A 25,269-nucleotide genomic window follows, 5' to 3' on the forward strand; every position below is an offset into this window, starting at 1 on the left:
GACGAACCGGCGCCTCGAGGGTCGATGAGTGTCCGACGAACCGGCGCCTCGAGGGTCGATGAGTGTCCGACGAACCGGCGCCTCGAGCGACTACTACACGATTATTCATTTCTACCGGTATTTTTTCAGCCGATGTCAGCCACATACCGAGCATATCATATTATAAACTACAACCGTCCATCTGAGAGGGGATTTGCGTATATTCGCCCACAACAATAGAATTTTAATAGTGGGATTCGTTGGCTTACGCGAGTAGAAGATGACGAACGGAAATCTCACCGCTTCGGAAGAAGAGGTACTGGACGAAATCGAGGAGGAAGACATCGACTTCCTTCGGCTGCAGTTCACCGACATTCTGGGGACCGTCAAGAACGTCTCCGTGCCCGCCCGGCAGGCCGAGAAGGCGTTCACCGAAGGGATCTACTTCGACGGCTCCTCGATCGAGGGATTCGTGCGCATTCAGGAATCGGACATGCGGCTCAAGCCCGATCCCGACACGTTCGCGATCCTCCCGTGGCAAAACCGTGAGGACGGCGCATCGGCCCGAATGATCTGCGACGTCATCGACACCTCGACCGGTGAGCCCTTCGAGGGCGACCCGCGCCGCGTCCTCAAGAACGCCCTCGAGCGCGCCGACGACCTTGGATACACGGTCAACGCCGCGCCCGAACCGGAGTTCTTCCTCTTCGAGGAAGACGAGGAGGGGCGCGCGACGACGAAGACGGGCGACCACGGCGGCTACTTCGACCTCGCGCCGAAAGACCTCGCGAGCGACGTTCGACGTGACATCATCTACGGCCTTGAGGACATGGGCTTCGAGATCGAAGCGAGCCACCACGAGGTCGCCAGGGGCCAACACGAGATCAACTTCGAGTACGACGACGCGCTCTCGACGGCGGACAACGTCGGTACCTTCCGCACCGTCGTCCGCGCCATCGCCGCACAGCATGACTTGCACGCGACGTTCATGCCGAAACCGATCCCGCGCATCAACGGCTCGGGCATGCACACGCACCTCTCGCTGTTCGAGGACGGCGAGAACGCCTTCCACGACGAGGACGACGAGTTCGATCTCTCCGAAACGGCACACTCCTTCATCGCAGGGATCCTCGAGCACGCGCCGGCGATCACGGCCGTCTCGAACCCCACCGTGAACAGTTACAAGCGACTGGTGCCGGGCTACGAGGCACCGGTCTACGTCGCCTGGTCCGATCGCAACCGCTCGGCGCTGATCCGTAAACCGGCGGCCCGCGTCCCGGCGGCTTCGCGCATCGAAGCGCGCTTCCCCGACCCGTCCTGTAACCCGTACCTCGCGCTCGCGGCGCTCATCCACGCCGGCCTCGACGGAGTGGAAAAGGATCTCGACTGTCCGGACCCGGTCCGGGAGAACATCTACGAGTTCGACGAACAGAAGCGCGAAGAGTACGGCATCGACACGCTGCCGACGAACCTCGGCGAGGCTGTCGAGGCACTCGAGGAGGACGAGGTCATCTACAGCGCCCTCGGCGAGCACGTCGGACCGAAGTTCGTCGAAGCCAAAGAACAGGAGTTCGAGGACTACCTCGTCGACGTCTCCGAGTGGGAACTCGACCGCTACCTCGAGACGTTCTAACCAGCCGCCCCGAAAACGACGTGTTTCGGCGCGTCGAGCGCCGATACGCTGCCTTCCAGTTTCTGACGACACGCCGGCAGAACGAGCGCCGATCTCGTCGTCCCAGTCGTCGCGACTCGCCGATCAGTTCGCGACGACGTACGTCGCGCCCGTCTGGGTGACGTAGTCGGCACTCGAAAGCGAGTTCAGCACGCTCAGAATGTCGATCTTCTTCATCGCCAGTATCTCTCCCAGTTCTTCGACCGTCGCGCCGTCGGCCGCTTCGAGATAGATGTACACGAGTTTCGCCTGGGCCGACTCGAGGTCGTCGGGAACCGGATCGATCCGCGCTGTCGGTCGGTGTTTCTGTGATTCCATTGTCACCAGTACGGATCCCGTTCTGGTATATAAATCCACACGTGGATGGGTACTAAGGAATTCTAGGACTCAATACAGGCCACGTCATCACCCCGCAAATCGTGACACGGAAGACGGTCTCGAACGGAACAACGACGTTTTACGGTCGCCCACCTCCCACCGGAAGACATGACCGTCGACGAGCGACCGACCCCGCCGCCGGAGTTGGACCGCGTGGACCGTGAGGCGCTCGCGGAACTCGCGAAACGAGACGCAGCGACGCTTCGCGAAGTGAGCGCCTATCTCAAGGAGGTGGCGGCGTGGCGGGAGCGCCGTGAGGGGCCAGCCGACGAATCCGCATCGGACGAGGGTGATTCCGAATCCTACCCCGATGGCGTCCCGGAACGGGCGACCGTCTCGGTGACGGAAATCGCCGGGACCGAGTACGACTACTATCAGTGGCGCGAGGGCGACGAGATCCGATCGGAAACCGTCCGGCGGTAGACGGCAGCGGGAACTACAACGTCCAACCGATCGTGATCGGACCAAACTGACAGCCGACGGAGTCCGATCCTTTTTCGAACCGTAGGAGTATCGATAACTAACGATCCCGTGCTCAGGTGAACGTTCGCGAACGGTCAGTTGCGGTCGTCAACCGGCGTGGACGTGAGTACCCGTGTAAGTGCGTCCGCGACCTGCCTCGGTCGTCTGATCGTTGCGGTGGCACATCGAATCGGAAACGGCCACGGGAATCCGCGTCGGATCGCGAGCCGATCGTCCGTGAGGTCGACCGACCGTAACTGCTTGCGAGGAACGAACTGGTAATTGATCGTGCCCGGTCGGTGGATGCACAGTCCGCTTTCGAAGAGCACGTACTCACGACGTCGACCGGAAAAGAACGCCTGGACCAGCAATACACCGCCAATGCCGGGAAATGGGTTGACGATCGGATCGACGACGAACCCGAGGACCAGACACCCGAAACCGACACCGACACTGGCCGCTCGAACGAGTCGACGATATCGGGCGTCCGGCTCCGCGATCCAGTCGACCACCACCGAGTCCTGTTCATAGCGGATTGCGACGTGACGATTTATCGAAACGAGATAGAACACGAAGCCTGCAACGGTGATCACGAGCAGTTCGGAGAGCCACGTCGTCAGCCAGCTTTCGTACTTCGGGATATCGATTACGGGGGACAACGCCCCGCTGAAAACGAGGACGAACGGGACTCCGGCCAGCAGATGCGGCAGGCACGTCCGGACGAGTCTCGTCGCGAGGTCGGCGCGGGTATAACTGCCGGCAGCCGCGAGGAGGCCGACACACGCACCGATAGTCAGCGGCCACGGCGTCACGTATCCAACGCCCAGCGCAAGGCCCGTCACGCCGAGGCCGAACAGACCGACGTACCAGCCGGTAGCGACCGAGAAGAACGTGGCCGACGGACGGCGAAACGGCATGCCCGCGACTATTATTTCGGGGGTGAAACGTCTTCCGAATAACACGTTTACGTTCGATCCCCTCGAGATAGTAGCACTCCAGACAGTTGCTCTCCGGCGATAGTCGCGTTGCAATCCGCGAAACGATCGAATCTCTCCCGTGAGGAAACGTCTCGGACTGCTTTCCTGCCCGCTGAACCCTCTCCGTTTCGTTATATCGACTCGTAGGGTCCGAGTCGCGTGCCGTCCAGCAGGTACGCCTCCCCCGAAGCCAGCCCCGCCGGAAGAAACGGCGAGAGAAACGACTGTCCGCTCACGTTAATCCACGTCCCGCCGACGAGGTCGTTGAACGCCGGTACGACAACCGCGCGCGGAGGGGTTTCGTCCGCAGCCTCGAGCCACGATACTTCCTCGTACTCGGGCCGGTCGCGAAACGGGCCGGGATCGAGCCGACCGCGGAGCCACGCGCGCTCGACGCGACTCCCGCCGACCTCGTCCTCGAGTCGCACGCAGGGGTGTTCGTGACCCAGACAGACCACCTCGCTCTCGAGGACCGCTCGGGAGGGCCACGTGTGCCCGTGACAGACGCCGATATCGCCGAGCGCGATTCCCTCGCCGGGGACCACGGTAACCGTCGCCCCGATATCGTTGCCGTCCGCGAGCCAGGTTTCGATTCTCCCGTCGTGGTTGCCCTTGACGACAGTGACCTCGAGATCGTCCGAAAAAGACTCGAACAGCACCTCGAGTTCGCCGCGTTCGGCCCCGCCCGGATCGCCGATCGAGTGCATGAGGTCGCCGAGGACGACCAGCCGATCGGGATCGGTTCGCTCGAGCAGCGCCAGCAGTCGCTCGCGGCGGTCGGGCGCGCGGCTCGGAACGTCGACGCCGCGCTCGGAGCGCAAGCCGGCCTCGTAGCCGGCGTGATAGTCGGCGACGAGCAACGCGCTCTCGCCCTCGATCGCCGCGGTCGCGGCCGGTTCGCCGGGAACCGGTTCGACGCGAGCGGGCGGCGACGGGGTCTCGGCCGGAGGCCGGTCAGAATCGTCTCGCATCGCGGCCGCTCAGATAGCTTTCAGCGTCTCGTCGTCGGGCTCGTAACACTGGCCGCCCATCAGCGCGTCTTGGATGGCGTCCTCCACGTCGTCGGCGGACGCCCCTGTGTCGGCGGCGACCGTCTCGATCAGCTCCGTCCGATCGGCACCGTCGCCGTCGTCGAGGTCGTTCATCGTCTCGACGACGGCGGCCTCGAGATCGACGTCTTCGGCCGGTTCGTCGTTCGCGACCGACTCGTCATCCGGTTCGGTGCCATCGGGTTCGGATTCCACGTCGGCTGCAGGTTCTGACTCGGCGGCTTCGTCCGATTCCGCGTCTTCGAGTCCGGATTCGGGCGGTGTTCCGATATCGTCGTCGGACTCGTCGGATTCCCCACCGGTGATCGCGTCGCCGTCGTCGGATTCGGCGTCGTCCGGTTCCGATTCCCCCTCGAGCTCGTCGGCCGCGGCGTCTTCGGGTTCGGGAACGTCGATTCCCGCTTCCCCGGGCTCGTCGACCTCGGAGCCGGCGGTGAACTCCGTGCCGAACTCCTCCTCGAGCTCTTCGCGTTCCGACTCGTCCATCTCGTACATGCCGTCGTCGACGTCGCCGGCGTCGAAGTCGCCGAGTTCGTCGTCGGCTTGGTCATCGTTGTCGTCGGGTTCCGACGCCGCGACGACGGTAGTCTCGTCGTCGACCTCGCTCATCGCCTCGTCACTGCGTGCCGTCTCGTCACCGTCGTCCTCGGCCTCGAGGGTATCGGCTGCCGTCTCGCCCGTATCGACCTCGACGTCAGATTCGTCAGTGTCGTCCGACTCGACGGCCGGTTCGTCGGCATCGCTCAATTCGTCGGAACCGTCGGATTCGTCGGTATCGTCCACATCGGCATCGGGCTCTACCGCGGCGTCCGCAGTCTCGAGATCCGCATCGATGTCGGTACTCTCGTGTCCCTCACTCGTCGCCGTTCCGGCCGCGGAGCCGGAATGCGTGTCTTCGGGGTCGGCCGCGGCCGTACCGCTCCCGTCGGTCGTCGCCGCGACCGGCTCCGCCGTTTCGGGTTCGGATTCGAAACGTGCCTCGAGCGCGTCGGTATCGACGCCGTCGAGGTCGGCGAGCGAGGCAAACGTCGCGTCGTACTCGGGGCTCGTCGCGTCGGGTGCGAGAGCGAGTCCGCTCACCTGATCGCGCTCGCCCGCGACGACTTCGACCGCCTCGAGGGCGCACGCTCGCAGCGCCGCGAGGTACGACGGCGTCGTCCCGTAGTGCTCCCGTGCGAGCGGAATCCCCGCCGCGAGGCCGGATTCGACGCCGGCCTCGAGCAGCGCGTCGGTCAGTTCCTCGCTATCCGCGGAGCGTGGCTCCGCACTTCCCTTGAACTCGGCGGCTCCGGCGTAGGTTCCGATGCGATCGAGGGTCTGCTCGGCCGCGCTGACGACCCAGCGGTCCCGGGTGTCGGCGTCGACCGTCGCGATGGTCTCCGGTCGGATCGAGGTGTAGACCTGATCCGAATCGTCGGGCTGGAAGGTCCGGGCCTTTCCCGTCACCGCGACGAACGCGGGCGGTTCGGCCTGCTCGAGGAAGGCCAGTTCGTCGGGCTGGTACTGGCCGGCGTAGACGACGAACGCGCCGGTCGGATCGACGACGCGGGCCCGAACCATCTCGTCGTTGACCGATGTGACTTCGGTCAGCGTTCCGACGGCGAAGACGCGGTTGAGTCGCGCGCCGGTCGGCGTGATCACGTAGTTCGGCGCGCGTTCCTCGTCGCTCTCCGCGTAGGAGAACGAGGCGTCGTCGTACTCGGCAGCGAAGAGCCGGTAGGCGAGTTCCCGCCCCGGAATCTCGTCGTCGCCGTCGCCGTTCGCGCTCATGCGTCCACCTCCTCGAGGAAGGCACTCGCACGGGTCGCCGGATCGTCGTCGCTCTCCTCGAAGGTCTCGGCGTCGAGATTCGCGCCGTACTCGTCGACCGAGAGGTGCCCTCGGACGCGGTACTCGCGACCGACGATGCGTTCGCGGATCCGATCCGCCACGACCTCCTGGTCCATCGCCTCGCGGGCCTGCTCGAGGGCGTCTTCGAGGGTCCCGTCGTAGACTCGCTCGGTAAGGTCGTCGTCGAGGACGACGGTGACGGTCCCGGTGCCGTCGTCGAGGATCGCCTTGACGCGCAGGTCGTCGATCCCGTCAACGTCGCCGTGGGTTCGGCACTGTCCCTTCTGGATGACCCGATAACACTCCGGACAGCGCTGAATGAGCCCGGAGCCGTCGCGGACCGCGAGCAGGTTCCCCACGACTTCGACGTCGTAGATGCCGCCGGTGGCGACGGCGTCGCCGACGTCCATCGTCGACGTGTCGGTTCCGACGTCGATCTCGCGGTCGAGTTCGGTGACTCGAGAGAATTCCGAGACGTTGACCTCGGGCACCCCGCGGAACTCCTGTACGTAGGCGTTCTCGATGCGGACCGTTCCGCCGTCTTCGATTTCGGGGGCCGGATCCCAGTTCGTGAAGGGGAGCCGCCCGCTCTCGTCGCCGAAGACGCCGCTCAGGATGTCCGTCTCGCCGTCGCGGCCATCGATCGTCTTTCGCTCGCACTCGAGGACGCTGACCTCGATGGTGACCGCGCGGTCGCCGGTCCGCAGCTCGGCCAGTTGCGCGTCGCCGCCGCTCTCGTAGGGCACCTCGAGGGACTCCTCCTGGAAGGACAGCGAGGTGCTCTCGCCGAGGTTGAGTTCGGGTTCGCCGTCCCACTCGCGGACGCCCGCGTTGCCCGCGGTGATCGTGTCGCCCGCCGAGAGGCCGAAGTCCTCCCACGCGGTGTAGTCGATGACGCCGGTGTCGTCGGCCAGTCGGCCTTCGACGATGACGTGATCGGAGCCCTGATAGCGGATCGATCGCTCGCCCGCGGTCAGGACGACGCCCGTGACGGTGACGTTGCCGTCGTCGGTCGTGATTTCGGCGATATCCTTCGCCGACGGCGCGCCGCCACCGCCGCTGGAGCCGCCGCCGTACTTCCGCCGGAGGCTCTGTTTCGCCTCGTCGATCGGGACGCTGTACTCCACCAAGTTCTGCAGGTCGTCTGTGACCTCCTCTTTGTCAACACCGAGGTCGGAGGCGAGATCCTCGGCATGATCGTCGAGTTCCATCACTTGCCTTTGGAGTTGGGGTGTAAAAAGCGTTCCCGGAGGAGGGTGGAAGTGAACGGATCGACCGACGTCGACGTCGACGAAGTCGTCGGTGTCTCGGCACCGATCAGGACCCGTAGCGCCACGGCGGACCACCCGCAGCGTCGCGGCGGACCCGTCATAGTAGCTGTCGATTTGCAGGCCGAAGCATAGAACGGTCCCGTTGGAGAACGAGACGAATGGCTACCGTCGAGACCGTCCTTTCGTCAATTTTTAGCACCGTTCCCGAACTTCATTCGGGCCAGCTCGGGCTTCTCTCCGGTATTCTCATCGGAATCATCTACTGGCACGGCTACCGCCGGTCGTCGCTCGCGCTTTGCACCGCGTTCTATCTGCTGGCGCTCGGTATCGTGCCCGCTTCCACGAGGGGTCTCACAGTGATACAGTCCAAGCCGTGGTACTTCTGCTCGTTCCTGGTTCTCACCTCGTTCGTCGCCGTCGGCGGACACGCCGTACGGTCGCGGTTCTCCCCCTCGAGCCGCACTCGATCGCTGACGGTCGGACGGAAGGACGCTTGACCGGTCCGCTCTCCCTCGCCGACGGGACGGAGGCGGGTATCACCCGCGGAGCAACGGAGGCCACCGACCGCGCTACTCCCGTTCGCGGGAGACGGGGAGGCGGAACCTGATACCGGCATCGCGGAGCTTCCATCTGATCTCGAGCCCCGCCCAGGTCAGCCCCGACAGGAGTCCGACGGCGATCGCGGCGGCTGCAGTTTCGCCGACCCAGACCGGCGCGACGAAGATGAGCGCGTTATAGACTCGATGGGGGAGGATCGACTCGACGACGCCGCCGAGGAACGCGAACGCGTCGATCCCGGAGCCGTCGGTTCCGCCGTCGTCTTCGGTTACCGTCCGAGACTCGAGGCCGAGTTCCCGGGCGCTCTGCCCGCTTTCGCTCTCGGCACCGGTCTCGAGGCGCTCGGCGTCGTAGGGGAGGGTCGACTCGACCGTCCAGACGATGTCGCCGGACTCGTCGACCTCGATGACGCGGTTGCCGTGGGTGTCGGTGATCAAGGTGTTCCCGTTCGGAAGCCGGTCCGCGTCGCGGGGCCACTGGATCCGATCGTCTTCCCACAGCCAGCTTCGGTTCCACTCGCCGTCCTCGCGCTGGAACTCCTTGATCCGGCCGTTCTCGGAGTCGGCGACGAGGACGGCCGGTCCGCCTCGACTCTCGGGGATGAAGTCGGGGTTGTGCTGTTCGTTCAGAACGTCGGCATCGTTCTCGCCGCCGAGGGTCCAGTTCTCGAGCAGGCCCTCCTCTCGGTCGAGGAAGACGACCCGATTCTGGTTTCGAACACTGACCATGATCCGGCCTTCCATCCGGCCGTCCTCGATATACTCGACGTCGTTGATGTGCGTCCAGTCGTTCGGGAACGAGTGGCCGCTCTCCAGCGGGAACTCGCTCTGGGCGTCCCAGAGCCACTCGACGATCTCGGTCTCCGTGTCGACGATGAAGACCTGATCCGCGACGATGTCGGCGACGAGAACGTGGCGCTCGTCGATGCGGTCCATGTCGTGCCACTCGGCGGCGGTCTCCTTGTGATCGTAGCGTTCGTAGACGACCTCGACCGCGCCGGTCTCGAGGTCGACGCGCTCGATGACGTTCCTGGCGCACGGCGGATCGCCGCAGTTGGCCCCTTCCGTGTGGATCGTGTCGGTCGCGGTGTACTCGACGGTCAGCGGATCGCCCTCGACCGGATCGACGTCAAAGTACTTCGTTCGCGAGTTGTTGTAGTAGCGGACCTCCCCGTTAGGTTGGTAGGCCGTAATCGTCCCCGCTCGACCCGATTCGGTCACGACGGTGTGATTCTCGGTCGGCGGTGCCTCCGGGACGGCTTCTTTCGACGCCGTCGAGAGGCCGCCCGACGCCGCGGCGGCGACGACGGCGGTCGAGAGCAGCACGACGACGCCAAGGCCGACCCGAATTCGGGTGCGCGTGAGCGCCGATCGGACTCGAGCGAGCGACGAACGCGGGCGGGTCGTCACGGTATTACCTCCGCGACCCGAAACGGAGCCGCTCGGGGAGCCATCAGTCGTCGATTTCAGGGAGAGGTAGTAGTAGTTTTCCCGCTCGTTCGCAACGCGACCGCGGATCGGGCCGAGTGAGACGCTGATCGGTGCGGTCCGATCGAACGTGTCAGGGCCGCGGTGCAGCTTTCTGTAGCGCCGTCTCGGCGATGTTGCCGCCGTAATCGGCGCTCCGTGACAGCGAGTCGACGATCAGCCCCAGTGACTGGGCCTGCACCGGGTCGAGATCCCGGAGCATATCGTCGATCTGGCGGGTGTGCTCGTCGATCTCGAGGACGGCCTCCCGGGCGTCGTGGCCGAGCCGGTTCGCCTCCCCGGTTTCGTCGGCGAACAGCGCGTCCATCGACTTCTCGAGGACGGTGGAGGCGTCCGTATGCAGTTCCTCGAGCGCCTCGGCGACCGGCTCGGGGATCTCCTCGAGCTTGAGTGCGATGTTGCTGATCTTGGCGGCGTGGTCGGCGACGCGCTCGAGCTGGCGGGCGCTCGAGTGGAAGTCGAAGCAGTCCTCGCGCGGGACGCCGAGTTCCTCGGCGGCGCGGGGCGACCGCAGGGTGGCGCGGAAGATCCGCGAGACGACGAGCCAGAGCCGGTCGACGTCGTCGTCGCGCTCGATCACGTCGCGAGCGATGTCGTCGTCGTTTTCGATCAGTGCAGTCACCGCGTCCTCGAGCATCGACTGGGCGATCAGGCGCATCCGCGTGACGGCGTTGACGATCGACAGCTCCGAGGAATCGAGGAGGTCCTGAATGACCACGCTGTCGGTGGTCTCCTCGAGGACTTCGACGCCGACCAGCCCCTGGGTCGCACTTCGGATCGCGCGACGCTGCTCGGTCGTGATGCGCCCTGCCTCGAGTCTGATGATGTCGAAGCCGCTGACGTACATCGTCATCACGGCGCGGGTCAGTCGTTCGCCCTCGATGCTCGAGATGTCGAGGGTCCCCTCCTGGCGCTCCGTTTCGCTCTGGGGCGTCAGCAATAGCGCGCTGTCTTCGGGATAGAACTCGACGGTTGTGCCGGCGCTGACGTCGTTATCGTTCGCCCACGTTTTCGGCAGCGAGACCGTGTACGTCGATCCGCCCGTCACCTGGACCTTTCGCGTCTCCATGTGGCCGGATGTAGTCCGCTAGAATATAAATATGGGCGCATCTATAGAGGCTCGCTGGAAGACTAATAACACCCGATACAGCTGGTATTCTCGCAATTATACTCGAAATTCGTCCGCGTAGAACGTCGTGAAACTTGTGAGAAGCGACATCTATATAGATCTACTCGAGCCGCTTTCTGCGCGTCGCAGTCCGAATGATCGATCATCTCGTTCGAGGACCCGCCTGTTCGAGAATCGCCTCGTTCGAGGATCGCAACTTCCCTACGAAAGCCTCGCCCTCTTCCGCGTTCCAGTGCAATCTTCGTTCATGATTGGCGCCTACACGATCGGCAAGAAAGCGGTTCAGTTCGGCTACAAACGCTACGGAATCCCAGGAGCCATCGCGACCGGCGGCGCGGCGCTCGCGGGTTACCTGATCGTTCGCCGAGCGCTGAAATCGTCGACGAACGGCGGGAACGTCGACTCGGCGATCGACGCCGGGGAGATCCAGTCCGCGGTCGAGGAGAAGGGGCTGAGCGCGGTGACCGATACGGGGACCCTCGAGCGGGCGATCAACGAGGAGGAAGTCGGCTCCGCCGTTGACATGGACGACGTGCAGTCGTCGGCCGAAGAAGAGACCGACGAGTTCGCCGACAACACGGGAGACGGCGACTCGAGCGCCGAGAGCTGAACCGGGAACTGGCTCGCCCGTCTCGAGACGGGTATCAGCTATCAGCCACCAGCCACCAGCAGCCAGCGACCAAATAGCCACACCGACCAGACGCGTTCCGTGCCGCACCGCGTTCTCACTACTCGAGAGGGCGCCTGTGACGGATCGAAACAGCCAACTCGAACATGAGCAAGCGAGATCCCACCACCGAAACCGGTGACAGTCCCGCGACCGAATCCGAGCACAGCGAATCGAAACGCAGCCGCGAGTCCGTCTCGAGGGCGCTCCAGTCCGTCCGAGGGGGCATCGAATCGGGCCTCCCGGCGGGTATCGGCGGCGGCGTGAGTCTCCTCCGCGGCGTCCGAGCGCTCCGCCGGGGCGAGCGCGAGCACGGCGTCGGCCAACTCGTTCTGGGTGGCGTGCTCGTCGCGGTCGCGATCGCCCAGCGGCGGGCGGACGGGAGGCGCGACGAGACTCGAGCCGACATCGATCAGACGGACGTCGTCAGCACCGCGCCCGAGATCGACGACCTCGAGGACCGAGACGCCGTCGGCGGCCGGCACACCGGTGACGAGGCCCGGCGCGTCGCCGGGACCAGCATCGACATCGAGGACGTGGACTCGAGTCCCGACCTCGAGAGCGACGTGGACGCGAGTAAGATCGATCAGTTGGACGTCGTCGAGACCGGCACCGATGAGGACCGACTCGCGGACGTGGCGAACGAGTCCACCGCCGCTGAGAGCGAGTCGGAGACCGCGAGCGAATCCGCCAGTCCCGACAGCGGCGAACGCGAATCGTACGAGCGACTTGGCGCAGCAGCGTTCGACGAACACAGCAACGAAATCCCGGTTCCCCAACGCGCGTTCGATCAGAACATCCTGTCACTCAGCTCCGAAGCGTTCTGGGGGATTCGGGAGGACGACGCCGTCTTCGTCTCACAGGAATTCGATCCGATTCAGGACGCTGGCGGAATCCGTTACGTCGCCAGCACCGAAATCGACGGCGAGCGAACCCTGACGATCCCCGACACCGTCCTGAATCACTGGGATTCCGTCGCGGGCGGTGGAATGGCCGTCGCCGGCGGCGATGAAATCGTGTTCGTCACCGCCGATTCCCTGCAGGTCGACAGTCAGATACGAGTCGTCCCGGAGCAGTGGATCGACGACGTGCTCGAGGACGGCGAGTAGCGACGGATTCGAATCAGGGCCGTCCGTCCGCACGTACCCGCTCGAGCACCGCGAGCGTCCCGTCAGCGTGCACCTCGTCGAGCACCTCGTCGGCGGCCGCTTTCGCGAGTTCGTCGGCGTTTCCGACGGCGAAACTCCGGCCGACCGCTTCGAACGTCGAGACGTCGTTGATCGAGTCGCCGATGGCGACGCAGTCCGCGAGGTCGATCCCGACGTGGGCGGCGATCCGCTCGAGTCCATCGCCCTTGTTCGGATCGGTGTCCTTGACGTGGTAGGCGTAGCCGGTGTCGATCACCTCGAGGCCGTGTTTCGCGGCGATCTCGCGCAAGGGGTCGATCGGCTGCTCGAGATTGACGGCGATCTCGGTCTCCCGCCAGCGGTTGACGGTGTCTTCCGCGCCCCAGCCGAGCTCGTAGCCGGCGGCTCTGTACTCCTCGGTGACGGCTCGAGCGGCCTCGCGATCGGCGGTGAAGAAAACGTCATCGCCGGTGTAGACGACGCCGCCGTTTTCGGCGACGACGAGCTCGGGGATCCCGACGAAGTGACAGAGTGCGACGGGGTAGGGGAAGGCCTTCCCGGTCGCGATCACGACGGGCGCGTCCCACCCGCGGAGCGGATCGAAGACGCGGGGATCGATCCCCCAGCCTTCGGGGCGGGTCAGGGTGCCGTCGATGTCGAGGACGAGCGGCGGATCGGCGGTCATATGCGTCACTCGAGGGCTGTGTGCCCTAAAAGAGTCGGTTCGGGCGTGCCTCGAGGCTGACGGGTCAATCAATGACGACCTTCGGTCATCCGGTTGGAGTCTGCGCTGCAGGTCCGCTCGACGGTCGCTTCTTCGAACCGTTTCTCCGTGGAAGACGTTGGGCTAAGCAGACGGTTGATAGCAACAGTCAGAAGCCTCAGGGGCCAGGTAACGCCGTCTCTGACGTGACAGTGAAGCGAGTGAGTTCCGCCTCTTCAGCGAGGCAGGGAGTGATCTCTGACTGAAACCGGTCGAGGTGGGTGCTCGATTCATGTGATTCGAAGGCAGCTTCGTCCTCGTACTGTTCTATGATCCTGAACGTATTGGGATCCTCGAGGTCAACTGTGACTCGGTAGTCGATCACACCGGCTTCCGCACGCGACCTGACCGCCATCGTTTCGAGCAGTTCCATCGCAGTCTCTCGAGATGCCGGTTTCACCGGAACTTCGGAGTGGGCAACTAGCATGATTTCAGTCACGTCGGAGTCACAGAGACGGGCAATCGTTCAAAACCGAGTTTCGACGCCTTGGGCTTCGGTGTCGCTTCGTCGTGACGGATCTCAATATCATCGACACGGTCGACGACTGTACGCAGTACTATCGGTCCTTCAAGACGCGCGAGCGGAGCGCCGATACAGACGTGTGTCCCGCTGCCGAACGCTAGATGGTCGGGATCTCTGTCAGGCACGAACGTATCGGGATCGTCATACTTTTGCGGGTCTCGGTTCGCCGCGCCAATCCAGAGGACGACGGATTCGCCGTCCGGGATCTCCATCCCGTGTAGTGTCACGGATTCGGTAGTCTCGCGAACCCGAGATTGCAACGGACTCCTGTACCGCAACACCTCCTCAAGCACGACCTCCATCTCGTACTGGATAAGCTGTTCGAACAGGCCGTGACGGTCGAAGAGAGAGAGGGCGTTTGAGAGAAACTCGGACATCGTTCCCTGTCCCGCCATGATGAAGTCGAAACAATTCGCGCCGATCTCCGCATCACTCAATTCGGATTCCACGACGAGACGGGAGATGAGATCGTCCTTGGGGTCCGTTTTCCGAGCATCTACCAACCGTTCGAAGTAGTCAACTGTGGCTTCCATCGCGGCCGGATTCTTGCTCTCGACAGCGCTGTACTCCGTGTTCATCACCCCCCGAAATGTCTCCAACCACGACAGCAGCTGCTTGTGGTCACGCTGTGGGATACCGACTAACTGCATAACGATCCGCAACGGGACAGGGACCGCGAAATCCGTTACGAAGTCGAACTCCGGGCCGTCCTCGAGCGCGATGTCGAGTTGCGAGCGGGCGATATCCTCGATGGTGTGTCGAAGATCGTGTAGCATATCCGGCCTGAAGTATTCGAACAGTTGATGTTTCATCTGGCTGTGATCCGATCCGTCCGACCACACCATCGCGTTGTCGATGTACGAAAATGGGTTCGGAACCGTCATCTGGGGTCGAGAGAGTGGTTTGCGGACGAACCGCTCGTCGTTCTGTAAGGCCGATTTGACATGTTCATACGAGAATACGTCGTACACTTCCCGATCACTGTCGTAGTGGACTGGACTGGTTCGGCGCTTCCTGTGGTACCACTCGAAGGGGTCGTGTAACGCCTCCGAGGAGCGTAACGGCTCCGGGTGTGATTCGGGAAACTCTCCGTTCCCGTTTGAATACGATTGTGAGGTCATATCTGCCAACAAGAATCGGCTATCCTAAACTATTCCGTAATATATATGAATATCTCATTTGCGTTCCCAACATATTCGTATCTTGTACCCACAGTACTTGCTGTTCAGTGGTCGTATAAGCAATAGTAGTCTCTTCTTTGTGTTTAAGGGCGGGACGGAGCCAGAAACGGGAGACTGCACGAAGAACTTCGTCCGCTTGACCGCTGTCTCACGGCTTGGAAACGCGTTGCTGATATTCGTACACCATCGCACCAGTGGCTCTTCGACCTTCGTGTTGGAAGACATTGAGTATTCCACCTCATTCTTGCACAGACCCGAACCTCTTCCTCCTTTCACTACCTATTCGTAGTGTATACCGTCATGCTACCAACTCAGCCCGGTCCTCTCGGCACGACACCGGCGTTGCTCATCATCGACCCGCAGTACGACTTTCTAGACCCTGACGGAGCAGTGTATTGCCCGTGTTCGTCAGTCGATTCGACGGCAGAGGTCGTCGAGAATATCCGTTCGTTGGTCGCCGCCGCTCGCAGGGCGGACCTACCAGTCATCTGGACGAAAGAGTCTCACCGAGACGACCGATCGGATTACGGTGCTGAGTTACTCTCCGTCGAGCGAGATCACACCCTCGCCGGTACCGAGGGGGAGCAGTTCCTGTCGACGTTCAACAGCGAACAGGACCTTCCCCCAGCGGAGTATCTGGTGCGAAAACGTCGCTACAATTGCTTTCACAACACTGATCTCGACCATCTCCTCTCGACGTTCGATATCGACACGCTGGTACTCGCCGGCGTCACGACCAACGTCTGCGTCCACTACACCGCTCAGGGCGCACACGAGCGCGACTACGTATTCCGTGTCGTTGAGGAGTGTACAGCCGGTACTAGCCAATCGCTCCATGACGCTGCCTTGGAGATGCTCACCTACCTACAACCGAGTGGCGTGCAGCCGCTCGAGTCAGTCACGGATGCGCTTGCTGACTACGATGGAAACGAGACTGTCAAACGCGTCAAACGGACCGGAAGCGTGGTCGATCTCGAAAAGTAAGTCTCAGTCAGTCACCCAGTCGCCCTTGTTCGGGAAGTCGAGGTACGAATCCACTTTATCGCGGGCGTCCTCGAGCACGGAGGAGCCGTGGAAGACGAGTCCGACATCGAACGCGTAATCCTGGAAGCGCTCGGCGTTGCGTTCGGCCGCACGGAGGTCGTCCGAGTAGACCCCTTCGACCAGAACGAAATACCCCGCTGGAAGGCCCCGCCAGTCGGCGCCGATCAGTGCGTCGCCCATGATCGCCAGGTTGTGCTCCGGTGCGACCAACGCGTAGTTATCATCGGTGTGACCGGGAACGTGGACGGCCGTAAACGGCTCGAGCTGGTCCTCGTGGCCGTACCGCCGGTCGGGATCGTGTTCCGTTTCGAGGCAGGACTGTTCGGGGACCCACGTTGTCGGGTCGTAGCGATCGACGACCGCGTCGAATCCGCCGACGTGATCGTGATCCGCGTGCGTGAGGATGAGCCGCTCGGGAGCAACGTCACACGTGGCGATTCGATCGAGCAGCGTGTCGCTCGCCTCGGCGGGCCCGCAATCGACCAACGTTGGGACGTCCCAGTCGAACAGGTACGCCCGGTACCGTGCCGGCTCACGCGTGAGCGTGAGGTCGTAGACGCCTTCGCTGATCTCGGTGACCGGTCGGCACGTATCGGATCGGTCAGTCATCAGCAGAACTGCCGTTCGACGAACCGGGTGATCGCCATTGCCCCGAGCATCTGGGTCGCATCGGTCGGGTCGAGACGGGGTGCGACCTCCATCATGTCCATCGCCTGAATGTCGGAACAGGCTCCTAACAGGTCCATCGCGGTGAGCAGTTGAGCGCTGGTGAGACCACCCGGCTCCGGCGTTCCGGTCCCCGGCGCGAACGATGGGTCTACGGCGTCGATATCGACGGTGAGGTACACTGCATCCGTGCCGTCCGTCGCATGTTCGATGGCGTCCTCGACACAGGTTCTAATCCCTTTCTCTCGAACGTCGCGAGCATAGTCGACCTGAATGCCGCGATCCGCGACGATATCAGGGAAGTCGGCCCGCTCGTAGCTACGGATCCCGATCATGGCGTGGTTTTCGTACCCCCCTTTCGGAAGGTCGTCGATGCGGGCCATCGGAGAGCCGTGCCAGTGCGGTCCGTAGATCTCTTCGTCGTCCATCGTGTCCGAGTGTGCGTCGAGGTGGATCAGCCCCACATCGCCGTCAATGGTGTTTGCGACGCCCGCAAAGGACGGGTATGTGATGTAGTGGTCACCGCCGAGGATAACTGGGAACGCGGACTCGGCGACAGCCTCGACGTAGGCCGCGACGTGATCGCGGGTCTGCTCGACGTCGTTCGGGACGGTCGGCGCGTCACCGCAGTCGCGCATGGTGATGTCGTTGTGATTGACGTGGCGATCAGTGTCGACGTTGTGCGTTCCGTCGGGCTGGCCGCCGAAGTGGTTGTACCAGCTACTGGCCGACCGAAGTGCGCTCGGACCGTACCGAGTACCGGGCCGGCGCGATACCGAGCCGTCGAAGGGAACGCCAACGAACCCAACGTCGATATCGGGGGTGAGCCCCTCTGGTTCGGCCGTCTCGGCACCGAGGAAGGTGTCGATACCGGCGTAGGAGAGTTCTGGAAGTCGATTCGTCGGTTTAGTGATGTCGTTCGTCATTGGTGGATACTGTGTTAGTTGGTTGGTTGCTGTTCGATACGTCACTGTGCGAGAATCGCTCACTCAGTCCCATACCCCTCCTGTCATGCGATCGACGGCGGTCATGAGGACGAACGTCGCCACGATGAATATCAGACTCACGGCCGCGATGACCGGTGAGTAGGTGTACCGGAGACTGGTGAAAATCTGGATCGGGATCGTCTGGAACGAGAACCCGGAAATCAGCCAGCTGATGATGTACTCGTTGAGCGAGAGGATGAACGCGAAGATCGCTCCCGCAAAGACGTTCGCCCGTAGCAAGGGGAGCGTCACCGTTCGGATCACGGTGAGCGGTTGCGAACCGAGATCGCGAGCCGCTTCCTCGTAGGTCCGGTCGACATCGTCGAGGCCTTGGGAAACGAGGATGAACGGGAACGGGGCGAAAAAGATGCTGTGGGCGACCGCGAGCGTCCACAGCTGTCCGCCGACTCCAATGGCCCCGAAGAAGATGACAAACGCTACGCCGACGATCACCGGCGGTAGGAGGGTCGGTAGCACTGCTACGCCGGTAAACGCCCAATCGAATCGGTAGTCGTATCGATCAAGCGCGAACGCTGCGGTCCCACCGATCGACGTTGCACCGAGAGCTGAGATCGTAGCGATGAGCAGACTGTTCTGCATCGCCGTGAGCCACGTGAGCGAACTGAAGAATTCCCCGTACCACCGGAGTGACACTCCTTGTGGTGGGAACTCCATGAACTCGCCCGGCGTAAACGACATGACGCCGATAACGATCAGGGGAAGCAGGATGAACCCGACTACCAGCCACGTGTACGCGCCGAGTAGCGCTTTGATGATCGCGTCGCGGCTAGTCCAGCGATTTGCTGTCACGCATCGCCACCTCCGTTGCCGAGTTCGAACGTCCCGACGCCGGTGAGTCGGACGGTTACCAGGACTAGGAGGACGACGACGAGCATCAGGACGATGCTCAGTGCCGCTGCGAACGGGACGTTCGATTCGATGGTCACCTGATTGCCGATGACGACGGCCAACGTCCACTGCGGTGGGCTACCGAGAATGCGCGGAAGGACGTACACGCCCAGCGAAAGGACGAACACCAGCAACGATCCGCTGACGATGCCGCTTTTCGTCAAGGGGAGCGTCACATGACGGAACGTCGTGACCGGACCGGCACCGAGATTCTTCGATGCTTCAAGTAACTCAGTATCGACGTTCTTGATACTCGTGTACAGTGTCAACACCATGAACGGTAAAAACACGTACACCATGCTAACGACGAGAGCCCAATAGCCCGGGACAAACGAGACGGGTTCGTCTAACAGGCCCACACCGGCGGCGGCAACGGGAATCACCCCGTCACTGCTCAGCATCACCGCCCATGCGTAGCCCCGAATGATGAACGTGAGCCATAAGCTCGAGACGATGATGGTCAGCACGGTCCGTCGAACCCGCGAGCGACGCGTTCTGGCCAATCGATACGCGAGTGGATATCCGAGTAGCAACGAAACGATAGTCGTCATCGCTGCGATTCGGAGCGTGAAGACGAGCCGATCCAGGTACAGCGGCTCCCGTCCCAACCGCAGGTAGTTCGCCAGCGTCAGCGTCCGCTCGAGGTAGCCGCCGCTAACGTTCGTATAGAAGCTGTATACGAACAACAGGCAGAAGGGGACCAGAAATAGCAACACGAGTACCGTAGCCGGGTACGAAGCGACGAGATACTTCGTCTGCGGTACCCTCCCGGTCCAACCCGTTGCTTCCGGGGTATCGGTCCCGTGAGACATCAATCAGTCACCACCAGACAGTCCTCGGCGTCGATCCCGACGGTGACCTGACTACCGGTCGTCGGCGACGGGCCGTCCGGCGTGACTATGCCGACTGCCTCGGTTCCGGTGGGGAGCGAGATATGGCACTCCACGTGGTCGCCTAAGAACCGGCTCACTTCCACGTTGCCCTCGATGACATTCGAAGCTTCGGTAGTCGTCTCTACACGGGTATGTTCGGGACGAACAACGACGCTAACCGTCTCACCGACGGTGACGCCGTCGTGTGGTGTCGCCAGGATTTCGAACGCGCCACAGTCGACGGTGAGTTTCTCGGGAGACTGATCGACGACGGTCCCGTCGAAGATGTTTGCAGTTCCGACGAAATCGGCGACAAACCGCGTTTCCGGCCGATTGTATACTTCCTGAGGCGTTCCAACCTGATCGAATTGGCCGTCGTTCATCACCGCGATTCGGTCCGACATCGTCAGCGCCTCTTTCTGATTGTGGGTTACCAATACAGTCGTGATCCCGACGCGTTCCTGGATGCGACGCAGTTCGACCTGCATGCTCTCGCGGAGTTTCTTGTCGAGACTCGCGAGTGGTTCGTCCAGTAACAACACTTCTGGCTCCGGGGCGAGCGCGCGAGCGAGGGCGACGCGCTGTTGCTGGCCGCCCGAGAGCTGTTCGGGGTCGCGGTCGGCAAACCCCGGCAGCTCCACGAGCTCGAGCATTTCCTCGACGCGGTTCTGCGCGTCCGCTTCGTCCCAGCCGCCTCCGATGGTCAACCCGTACGCGATGTTCTCACCGACGGTCATGTGGGGAAACAGGGCGAAGTCCTGAAACACCATGCCGGTATTGCGCTCGTCGGGTGGGACGTCGGTCATGCCGTCACCGCCGATGCCGACCCTCCCGTGGGTGGGATGCTCGAAACCTGCAATCATCCGTAGCGTCGTCGTCTTGCCACAGCCCGATGGACCGACGATCGTCACAAACTCTCCGTCCTTGACGACCAATGACGCCCCCGTAACTGCCTCGACGCCGCCGGGATACACTTTATCGACACCTTCGAGAACGATGTCACTCATTGATTATGAGTTCGTTCCACTGTTGGTTGATGAACTGCTGGCGATCGACGTACATCTCGAAGTTCGGCGTGATGGCCGCCTCCAGTCCGGGTCCGGCAATTTTCTGGTACGTCTCGTCGTCCAGGTTCGAGTGTTGTGCCTCTATCGTCGGGACCGTGTACAGATTCTCGGAGACCCGGTCCTGGACCTCCGGTTTTGAAGCGTAATCGATGAACTGTGTGACCGCATCGTGGTTTTCCGAGGTCCGTGGTGACACCCAGCGTCCACTACCGAGCACGGACCCTTCGTCGACGAACGTACTCTCGACGGGAGCACCCTGATCCTGTAACACCAGCGTGATATCATTGTACAACATCCCCATCGGAACTTCGCCGTCCGCCAGTCGCGACTGGAAGTTCGCTTCGTTGGTGTACCACATGTTCGCCTGTGATTTCACTTCTTGGAGCTTTCCGAAGACCTCGCGAATTCCATCTTCAGTTTGGAGCGACTCGGCGCCGTCGAAGTGGACGTGTGCCGTGATATCGAGCATGTATCCGGTGACGGCCGGCGTCATCATCGCCATCTGGTCCTCGTACGAAGAATCCCAAAGTGCCTCCCAAGAACTCGGTGAAGCGTCGGTTGCCTCGGAGTTGTGGACGAGATTGATGAGCCAGCCCTGAGAGCCGACTCCGACGAGATTGTCCTCGTCGTCGTACTCGTTGAGATCGTCGGAGATGTACTCGAGGTTCTCGAAGGACGACTCGTCGAACGTCGCCCAGAGATCCGAGTTGAGTCCTCGCAAGACACCGGGCACGGTCATAATCAGCAGGTCCACCGGCGCATTACCGTTCTCGACTGCGCTCCTGATTCGGGGGAGTACTTCGGACGTCCCTCCCTGGGCCTGTGATTGTACCGTGATATCAGTCTCGTCTTCGAACGGGCCGAACAACTGCTCGTCGAGTATTTCCTTGAACGCGCCGCCGAAACTCGAGACCGTCAGGGTCGTCCCGTCCGAACCGGCGAACATCGAGACACACCCGCTCAGACCGGTGAGCCCTGCCGCACCAGCAGTGCCTGCGTATTTAACAAAATCTCTTCTCCGCTTCGATATTGACTTATCTTTTTCTCGTATCATTGTGTAGTGCGCAAGCTTTGTTGCGACATAATCAGACAAACAGAAGATATTGAAAAGGTTTCTCCATATATGCGGGTGATATCTCTTATCGGTTCCAGTAGGTAGGTGTCGTCGGAGGGTACATGTGTACCTAATATACATTCGTACGAGTACTAGGTACGCTCGTATCAACGGATTCCTCTATTACTCCCCTACTGGCCTAGGGGAAGGTTCAAGCGGACGTTCTCGAGATGAAGTTGATACATATCATGTTACCAATGACCAACTCACCGGTCGGTGGAACTCCGGCACTGATCGTAATCGATGCCCAACAGGGAAGTTCCGATCGATCGGACCAGATGCACTCCGGATCGGGTTCCGTCCCAGGCGGACGCGAAGCGATCCTCGAACGAATCAACGAGGTCGTTTCACACGCCCGAGCTGCCGACGTCCCCATCGTCTGGGGGAAAGAACTCCACCGGCCCGACTTCGCCGACTACGGGGCGGAGTTCGAGTCCAGTGAACCCGAACACGGACTGTATGGGACCGCTGCAGAACATCTAGACGACCGACTGGCGGTAGACGAGGACGATATGGAACCCGCCGAGTACGTCATCGCCAAACGACGGTACAATTTCTTTCACCGGACGGACCTCGAGCATCTACTCGCAACGTACGACGTCGACACCGTCGTACTCGTCGGGTTCATGACGAATATCTGCGTCCACTACACGGCTCACGGCGCACACGAGCGCGACTACGCCTTCCGCGTCGTCGAAGAAGGAACGGGTGCACCGAGCGACGAACTCCACGAACTCGGCCTCCGATGTATCCGGTACCTCCAGCCGCGGGGGGTCCGTTCGCTCGAGGCCGTCACAGAATCGTTCGACGCATACGAGGGGAACTCGGTGGTCCGACGCGTCAAAGAGACGGGACGGGTGTACCCGGACACCGGACCGGTCACCCCGGGGAGTGAGACGTGATATCGACCCTCTCAGACATCGCTGCGGAGTGGGGGATCGACCTCACTGCCGCGGAACGGGAGGACTATCGGACGCTAGTCGAGGAAATGGAGTCGGCGTTGTCGGCCGTCGAGTCGATGTCGCCGCCGCGTTTCGAAACGCTTCACGGATCGCCTGACCGGCACGGCGGCCGTGACGGAGCCACGCAACCGGGAGCCGACCGCGACCCGTACAACGCCTGGCTACGTCGGTGCCGAATCGACGGTACGTCTGGAGGGCCACTCGACGGGTATACGCTCGGCATCAAGGACAACGTTGCCGTTGCGGATATCCCGTGTACCTCCGGCTCACAGGCATTAGAACGGTTCGAACCGGAGATCGACGCGACAGTCGTCGGCCGCCTCCTCGATGCAGGGGCGACGGTACTCGGCAAGACCAACATGGACGCGTTCGCGATGGGTGACGCAGGCGAACTCCAGGACTACGGTCCGACGGTGAATCCCTCCAATGACGATATGCTCGCGGGAGGGTCGAGCAGCGGTTCCGCCGCCGCTGTCGCGGCCGGTGACTGTGTCGCCGCTATCGGGACTGACCAAGCGGGATCGGTCCGTACTCCGGCCGCTTGGTGTGGCGTCGTCGGCTGCAAACCCACCTATGGACTGGTCCCGTACACCGGAATCTTCGGGATGGATTTTGGTTTCGATCACGTCGGCGTTATCTCGCAAACGGTCCGGGATGCCGGGCGGGTTCTCAATGTAATCGCGGGCGAGGATCGACAAAACGGCTGTCGGCTCGACCCACGCCAACCGAGGAGTGTCACGCCAGACAACTACGTTGCGGCATCAAATCGCGACGTGACGGAGAAAACTGTTGGCGTCTTGAAAGAGGGGTTCGACTGGCCCCAATCGGAGCCTCCAGTCGACGAAACGATCCGGAAGGCGATCGATCGGCTCGAAAAGTCTGGCGTCGAAGTCGTCTCTGTCTCCGTTCCTGATCATCGACTCGCACCGTCGCTCGTAGGCGTTACGGCTGCGATCGGGGCAGCTATCACCTACCGGCAGGGAGGTGTCGGAACGACAACGCCCGGGTGGCACTGGACGGATGGCCGTGTGGCCTTCGAAGGAGCTCTCGACGACTTCCCTGGAGCGCTCTCACCCGCAGTCGTCGCGTCGCTACTTTTCGCCCGTCAGTGCTGGAAGACAACGGGGTGGAGCGGGTATGCCCGCGCCAAGAACCGCGTACTCGCACTCAGCCGGGAGTACGACGAGAAACTCACCCGGTGCGACGCTCTCGCCCTTCCAACATCGCCGACGACGGCAGTCGAACACGATCCTGACGCCGACCGCGTCAAGCGGGTCGAACGACTATCAACGATCCCTGTTAACACCGGTGTATTTAACCAGACCGGCCATCCTGCCATGTCGGTACCGTGTGGAGTGGTCGACGGGTTGCCGGTCGGTCTCCAACTCGTCGGCCGCCGATTCGACGAGTCGACCCTGTTCCAACTCGCCGCTGCAGTCGAAGCCGATTTCGACGGATCTGTTGCTCTCTCTTAAAAAGTAGACGTTCAGTCGTCCGCTTGCGTCTCAACCTCCTTGCTCGGGCCCAGCGGTTCCTTCGGTTTTATCGGTGATCCTTCCTCTAGCCCCTTCTCTGCGAGAGCCATGCTCCCCATCACTTCGATGATGAGACGGTTAGCGAAGCCACTGGTGATTCCACCATTGTAGGAGTTCGAATCACTCACGTCGTACGCCGGCGAAACCTCGACCACGTCGAAGCCGAACTCGGACGGCTCGAGCGCCTTTACGACTTCACGAACCATGTAAATGGCTTCGCGGGGGATGAGTCCGCCCGGTTCAGGTTCGCCGGTGCCCGGTGCGTAGGCTGGTTCCATCACGTCCACGTCGAACGAAACCCACACTGCGTCGGTTCCATCCGTGGCACGCTGGACCGCATCGGCCACGATCTCATCGAGGTTCATCTGCCCGACTTCCATCGCGGTGTACCACTTCATGTCCGCCTCGCGCATATCTTCGTACGTGTCGGGACCGGGCCAGAAGCCACGCGGACCGATGAGTGTGTAGTTCTCGCCGGCCATTAGCTCGTCGTCGAAGACGCGTTTGACCCACGCGCCGTGGTCGTACTTGAAGCCGGTTAGCCCGTCATCGCCGGTATCGGCGTGACAGTCGAAGTGAATGAGGCCGATGTCTTCGTAGCCGTTGGCTTCCGCCCAGCCCTTGATATCGGGGTAAGAGATGGAGTGGTCACCGCCGATGACGATCGGCGTGGCCTGTTCGCTCACTTCCGCGACGGCGTCCTCGATGTTCAGTTGACTCTGTCGCGTATCGCCGGGAGAGACGGGAGCATCGCCGGTATCTGCGACCTTGAACGTATCGAACGGATCGATGCCGGTCTCGATATTGAAATGCTCGTACGGCGGTGATGGGACTGTCGAGGCCGCGCGAACAGCACGCGGGCCGTAGCGAGTTCCGGGACGAATCGTCGTGGCCGTATCGAGGGGGGCACCGATGATACCGATGTCGACGTCCTCTTCCGCTAGCTGGTCCCGTTCGACCTCGGGGAGCTTGAGGAACGTCGGGATGCCGCTGAAGATGGGTTCGTTTGCTTCCTTGTACTCGTCGCCGTAGATATCTTCGCCAGATCGTTCGTCAGTCAT

General features: G+C 62.2%; 25 protein-coding genes. 8 read left to right on the forward strand and 17 right to left on the reverse strand.

Going from position 1 to position 25,269, the window contains the following annotated elements; genetic code table 11:
• Nucleotides 1-259: 259 nt before the first annotated feature.
• Nucleotides 260-1,612, forward strand: a complete 1,353-nt coding sequence (gene glnA / locus CP556_RS12740) for a type I glutamate--ammonia ligase (RefSeq protein ID WP_098725967.1) — start codon at nt 260-262, stop codon at nt 1,610-1,612.
• A 123-nt stretch (nt 1,613-1,735) separates the two neighbouring features.
• Here the strand turns inward: glnA and CP556_RS12745 are convergent, their stop codons facing one another.
• Nucleotides 1,736-1,969, reverse strand: a complete 234-nt coding sequence (locus CP556_RS12745; protein WP_098725968.1) for a MarR family transcriptional regulator — start codon at nt 1,967-1,969, stop codon at nt 1,736-1,738.
• 168 nt (nt 1,970-2,137) lie between these two features.
• On the opposite strand from CP556_RS12745, the gene CP556_RS12750 reads away from it, so the two are divergent.
• Complete coding sequence (locus CP556_RS12750) at nt 2,138-2,452, forward strand: hypothetical protein (protein ID WP_098725969.1); 315 nt, start codon at nt 2,138-2,140, stop codon at nt 2,450-2,452.
• Nucleotides 2,453-2,586: 134 nt separating this feature from the next.
• Here CP556_RS12750 and CP556_RS12755 read toward each other — a convergent pair whose 3' ends face one another.
• The 4 genes from CP556_RS12755 to CP556_RS12770 all read right to left on the reverse strand — a co-directional run bounded on the left by CP556_RS12755 (nt 2,587) and on the right by CP556_RS12770 (nt 7,558).
• On the reverse strand, nt 2,587-3,408 hold the full coding sequence (locus tag CP556_RS12755) for a hypothetical protein (RefSeq protein WP_098725970.1): 822 nt from the start codon (nt 3,406-3,408) through the stop codon (nt 2,587-2,589).
• Between the two features lie 191 nt (nt 3,409-3,599).
• The gene (locus CP556_RS12760) at nt 3,600-4,439 is read right to left on the reverse strand and encodes a metallophosphoesterase (protein WP_098725971.1); all 840 of its coding nucleotides are present in this window, start codon (nt 4,437-4,439) and stop codon (nt 3,600-3,602) included.
• 9 nt (nt 4,440-4,448) lie between these two features.
• Nucleotides 4,449-6,287, reverse strand: a complete 1,839-nt coding sequence (locus tag CP556_RS12765; protein WP_098725972.1) for a hypothetical protein — start codon at nt 6,285-6,287, stop codon at nt 4,449-4,451.
• Complete coding sequence (locus tag CP556_RS12770) at nt 6,284-7,558, reverse strand: Single-stranded DNA binding protein (protein WP_098725973.1); 1,275 nt, start codon at nt 7,556-7,558, stop codon at nt 6,284-6,286. Before CP556_RS12770 ends, CP556_RS12765 begins: the two co-directional genes overlap by 4 nt.
• 218 nt (nt 7,559-7,776) lie before the next feature.
• Here CP556_RS12770 and CP556_RS12780 point away from each other — a divergent pair, with 218 nt between their 5' ends.
• Nucleotides 7,777-8,115: a hypothetical protein gene (locus CP556_RS12780; RefSeq protein WP_098725975.1), complete on the forward strand. Its 339-nt coding sequence runs from the start codon at nt 7,777-7,779 to the stop codon at nt 8,113-8,115.
• Nucleotides 8,116-8,187: 72 nt separating this feature from the next.
• On the opposite strand, the gene CP556_RS12785 is transcribed toward CP556_RS12780, so the two are convergent.
• Together CP556_RS12785 and CP556_RS12790 are read right to left on the reverse strand one after the other, a co-directional pair.
• Nucleotides 8,188-9,585, reverse strand: coding sequence for an arylsulfotransferase family protein (locus CP556_RS12785; protein WP_098725976.1), 1,398 nt, complete (start codon nt 9,583-9,585; stop codon nt 8,188-8,190).
• A gap of 151 nt (nt 9,586-9,736) precedes the next feature.
• The gene (locus CP556_RS12790; RefSeq protein ID WP_098725977.1) at nt 9,737-10,732 is read right to left on the reverse strand and encodes a phosphate signaling complex PhoU family protein; all 996 of its coding nucleotides are present in this window, start codon (nt 10,730-10,732) and stop codon (nt 9,737-9,739) included.
• Between the two features lie 307 nt (nt 10,733-11,039).
• Between CP556_RS12790 and CP556_RS12795 the strand changes: the two genes are divergently transcribed.
• Complete coding sequence (locus CP556_RS12795; protein ID WP_098725978.1) at nt 11,040-11,402, forward strand: hypothetical protein; 363 nt, start codon at nt 11,040-11,042, stop codon at nt 11,400-11,402.
• Between the two features lie 164 nt (nt 11,403-11,566).
• Nucleotides 11,567-12,568 (forward strand): hypothetical protein, encoded by a 1,002-nt coding sequence (locus tag CP556_RS12800; RefSeq protein WP_098725979.1) that lies wholly within the window; start codon nt 11,567-11,569, stop codon nt 12,566-12,568.
• A gap of 13 nt (nt 12,569-12,581) precedes the next feature.
• Here the strand turns inward: CP556_RS12800 and CP556_RS12805 are convergent, their stop codons facing one another.
• The 3 genes from CP556_RS12805 to CP556_RS12815 form a co-directional block, all read right to left on the reverse strand.
• Nucleotides 12,582-13,271: an HAD-IIB family hydrolase gene (locus CP556_RS12805; RefSeq protein WP_098725980.1), complete on the reverse strand. Its 690-nt coding sequence runs from the start codon at nt 13,269-13,271 to the stop codon at nt 12,582-12,584.
• 196 nt (nt 13,272-13,467) lie between these two features.
• Entirely contained in the window at nt 13,468-13,776 is a 309-nt protein-coding gene (locus CP556_RS12810) for a putative quinol monooxygenase (RefSeq protein ID WP_098725981.1), read from the reverse strand.
• An 8-nt stretch (nt 13,777-13,784) separates the two neighbouring features.
• Nucleotides 13,785-14,648: a cytochrome P450 gene (locus CP556_RS12815; RefSeq protein ID WP_176548185.1), complete on the reverse strand. Its 864-nt coding sequence runs from the start codon at nt 14,646-14,648 to the stop codon at nt 13,785-13,787.
• Between the two features lie 705 nt (nt 14,649-15,353).
• Here CP556_RS12815 and CP556_RS12820 point away from each other — a divergent pair.
• Entirely contained in the window at nt 15,354-16,037 is a 684-nt protein-coding gene (locus CP556_RS12820) for a cysteine hydrolase family protein (protein ID WP_098725983.1), read from the forward strand.
• Nucleotides 16,038-16,040: 3 nt separating this feature from the next.
• On the opposite strand, the gene CP556_RS12825 is transcribed toward CP556_RS12820, so the two are convergent.
• From CP556_RS12825 to CP556_RS12850, 6 genes are all read right to left on the reverse strand, one after another.
• Nucleotides 16,041-16,706, reverse strand: a complete 666-nt coding sequence (locus tag CP556_RS12825; RefSeq protein ID WP_098725984.1) for an MBL fold metallo-hydrolase — start codon at nt 16,704-16,706, stop codon at nt 16,041-16,043.
• Nucleotides 16,706-17,689: an agmatinase family protein gene (locus tag CP556_RS12830; protein WP_098725985.1), complete on the reverse strand. Its 984-nt coding sequence runs from the start codon at nt 17,687-17,689 to the stop codon at nt 16,706-16,708. The genes CP556_RS12825 and CP556_RS12830 overlap by 1 nt, the downstream gene beginning before the upstream one ends.
• A gap of 63 nt (nt 17,690-17,752) precedes the next feature.
• A complete protein-coding gene (locus CP556_RS12835; RefSeq protein ID WP_098725986.1) occupies nt 17,753-18,559 on the reverse strand; it encodes an ABC transporter permease in 807 nt (268 codons plus the stop codon).
• Nucleotides 18,556-19,470, reverse strand: coding sequence for an ABC transporter permease (locus CP556_RS12840; RefSeq protein WP_098725987.1), 915 nt, complete (start codon nt 19,468-19,470; stop codon nt 18,556-18,558). The genes CP556_RS12835 and CP556_RS12840 overlap by 4 nt, the downstream gene beginning before the upstream one ends.
• A complete protein-coding gene (locus CP556_RS12845) occupies nt 19,470-20,537 on the reverse strand; it encodes an ABC transporter ATP-binding protein (protein WP_098725988.1) in 1,068 nt (355 codons plus the stop codon). Before CP556_RS12845 ends, CP556_RS12840 begins: the two co-directional genes overlap by 1 nt.
• A complete protein-coding gene (locus tag CP556_RS12850; RefSeq protein WP_141551721.1) occupies nt 20,530-21,651 on the reverse strand; it encodes an ABC transporter substrate-binding protein in 1,122 nt (373 codons plus the stop codon). Before CP556_RS12850 ends, CP556_RS12845 begins: the two co-directional genes overlap by 8 nt.
• 257 nt (nt 21,652-21,908) lie before the next feature.
• On the opposite strand from CP556_RS12850, the gene CP556_RS12855 reads away from it, so the two are divergent.
• Entirely contained in the window at nt 21,909-22,613 is a 705-nt protein-coding gene (locus tag CP556_RS12855; RefSeq protein ID WP_176548186.1) for a cysteine hydrolase family protein, read from the forward strand.
• Complete coding sequence (locus CP556_RS12860; RefSeq protein ID WP_098725991.1) at nt 22,610-24,148, forward strand: amidase family protein; 1,539 nt, start codon at nt 22,610-22,612, stop codon at nt 24,146-24,148. The genes CP556_RS12855 and CP556_RS12860 overlap by 4 nt, the downstream gene beginning before the upstream one ends.
• 11 nt (nt 24,149-24,159) lie before the next feature.
• On the opposite strand, the gene CP556_RS12865 is transcribed toward CP556_RS12860, so the two are convergent.
• Complete coding sequence (locus CP556_RS12865; RefSeq protein ID WP_098725992.1) at nt 24,160-25,269, reverse strand: agmatinase family protein; 1,110 nt, start codon at nt 25,267-25,269, stop codon at nt 24,160-24,162.

The sequence above is a fragment of the Natrinema sp. CBA1119 genome, from assembly GCF_002572525.1.
Classification (GTDB): Archaea; Halobacteriota; Halobacteria; order Halobacteriales; family Natrialbaceae; genus Natrinema.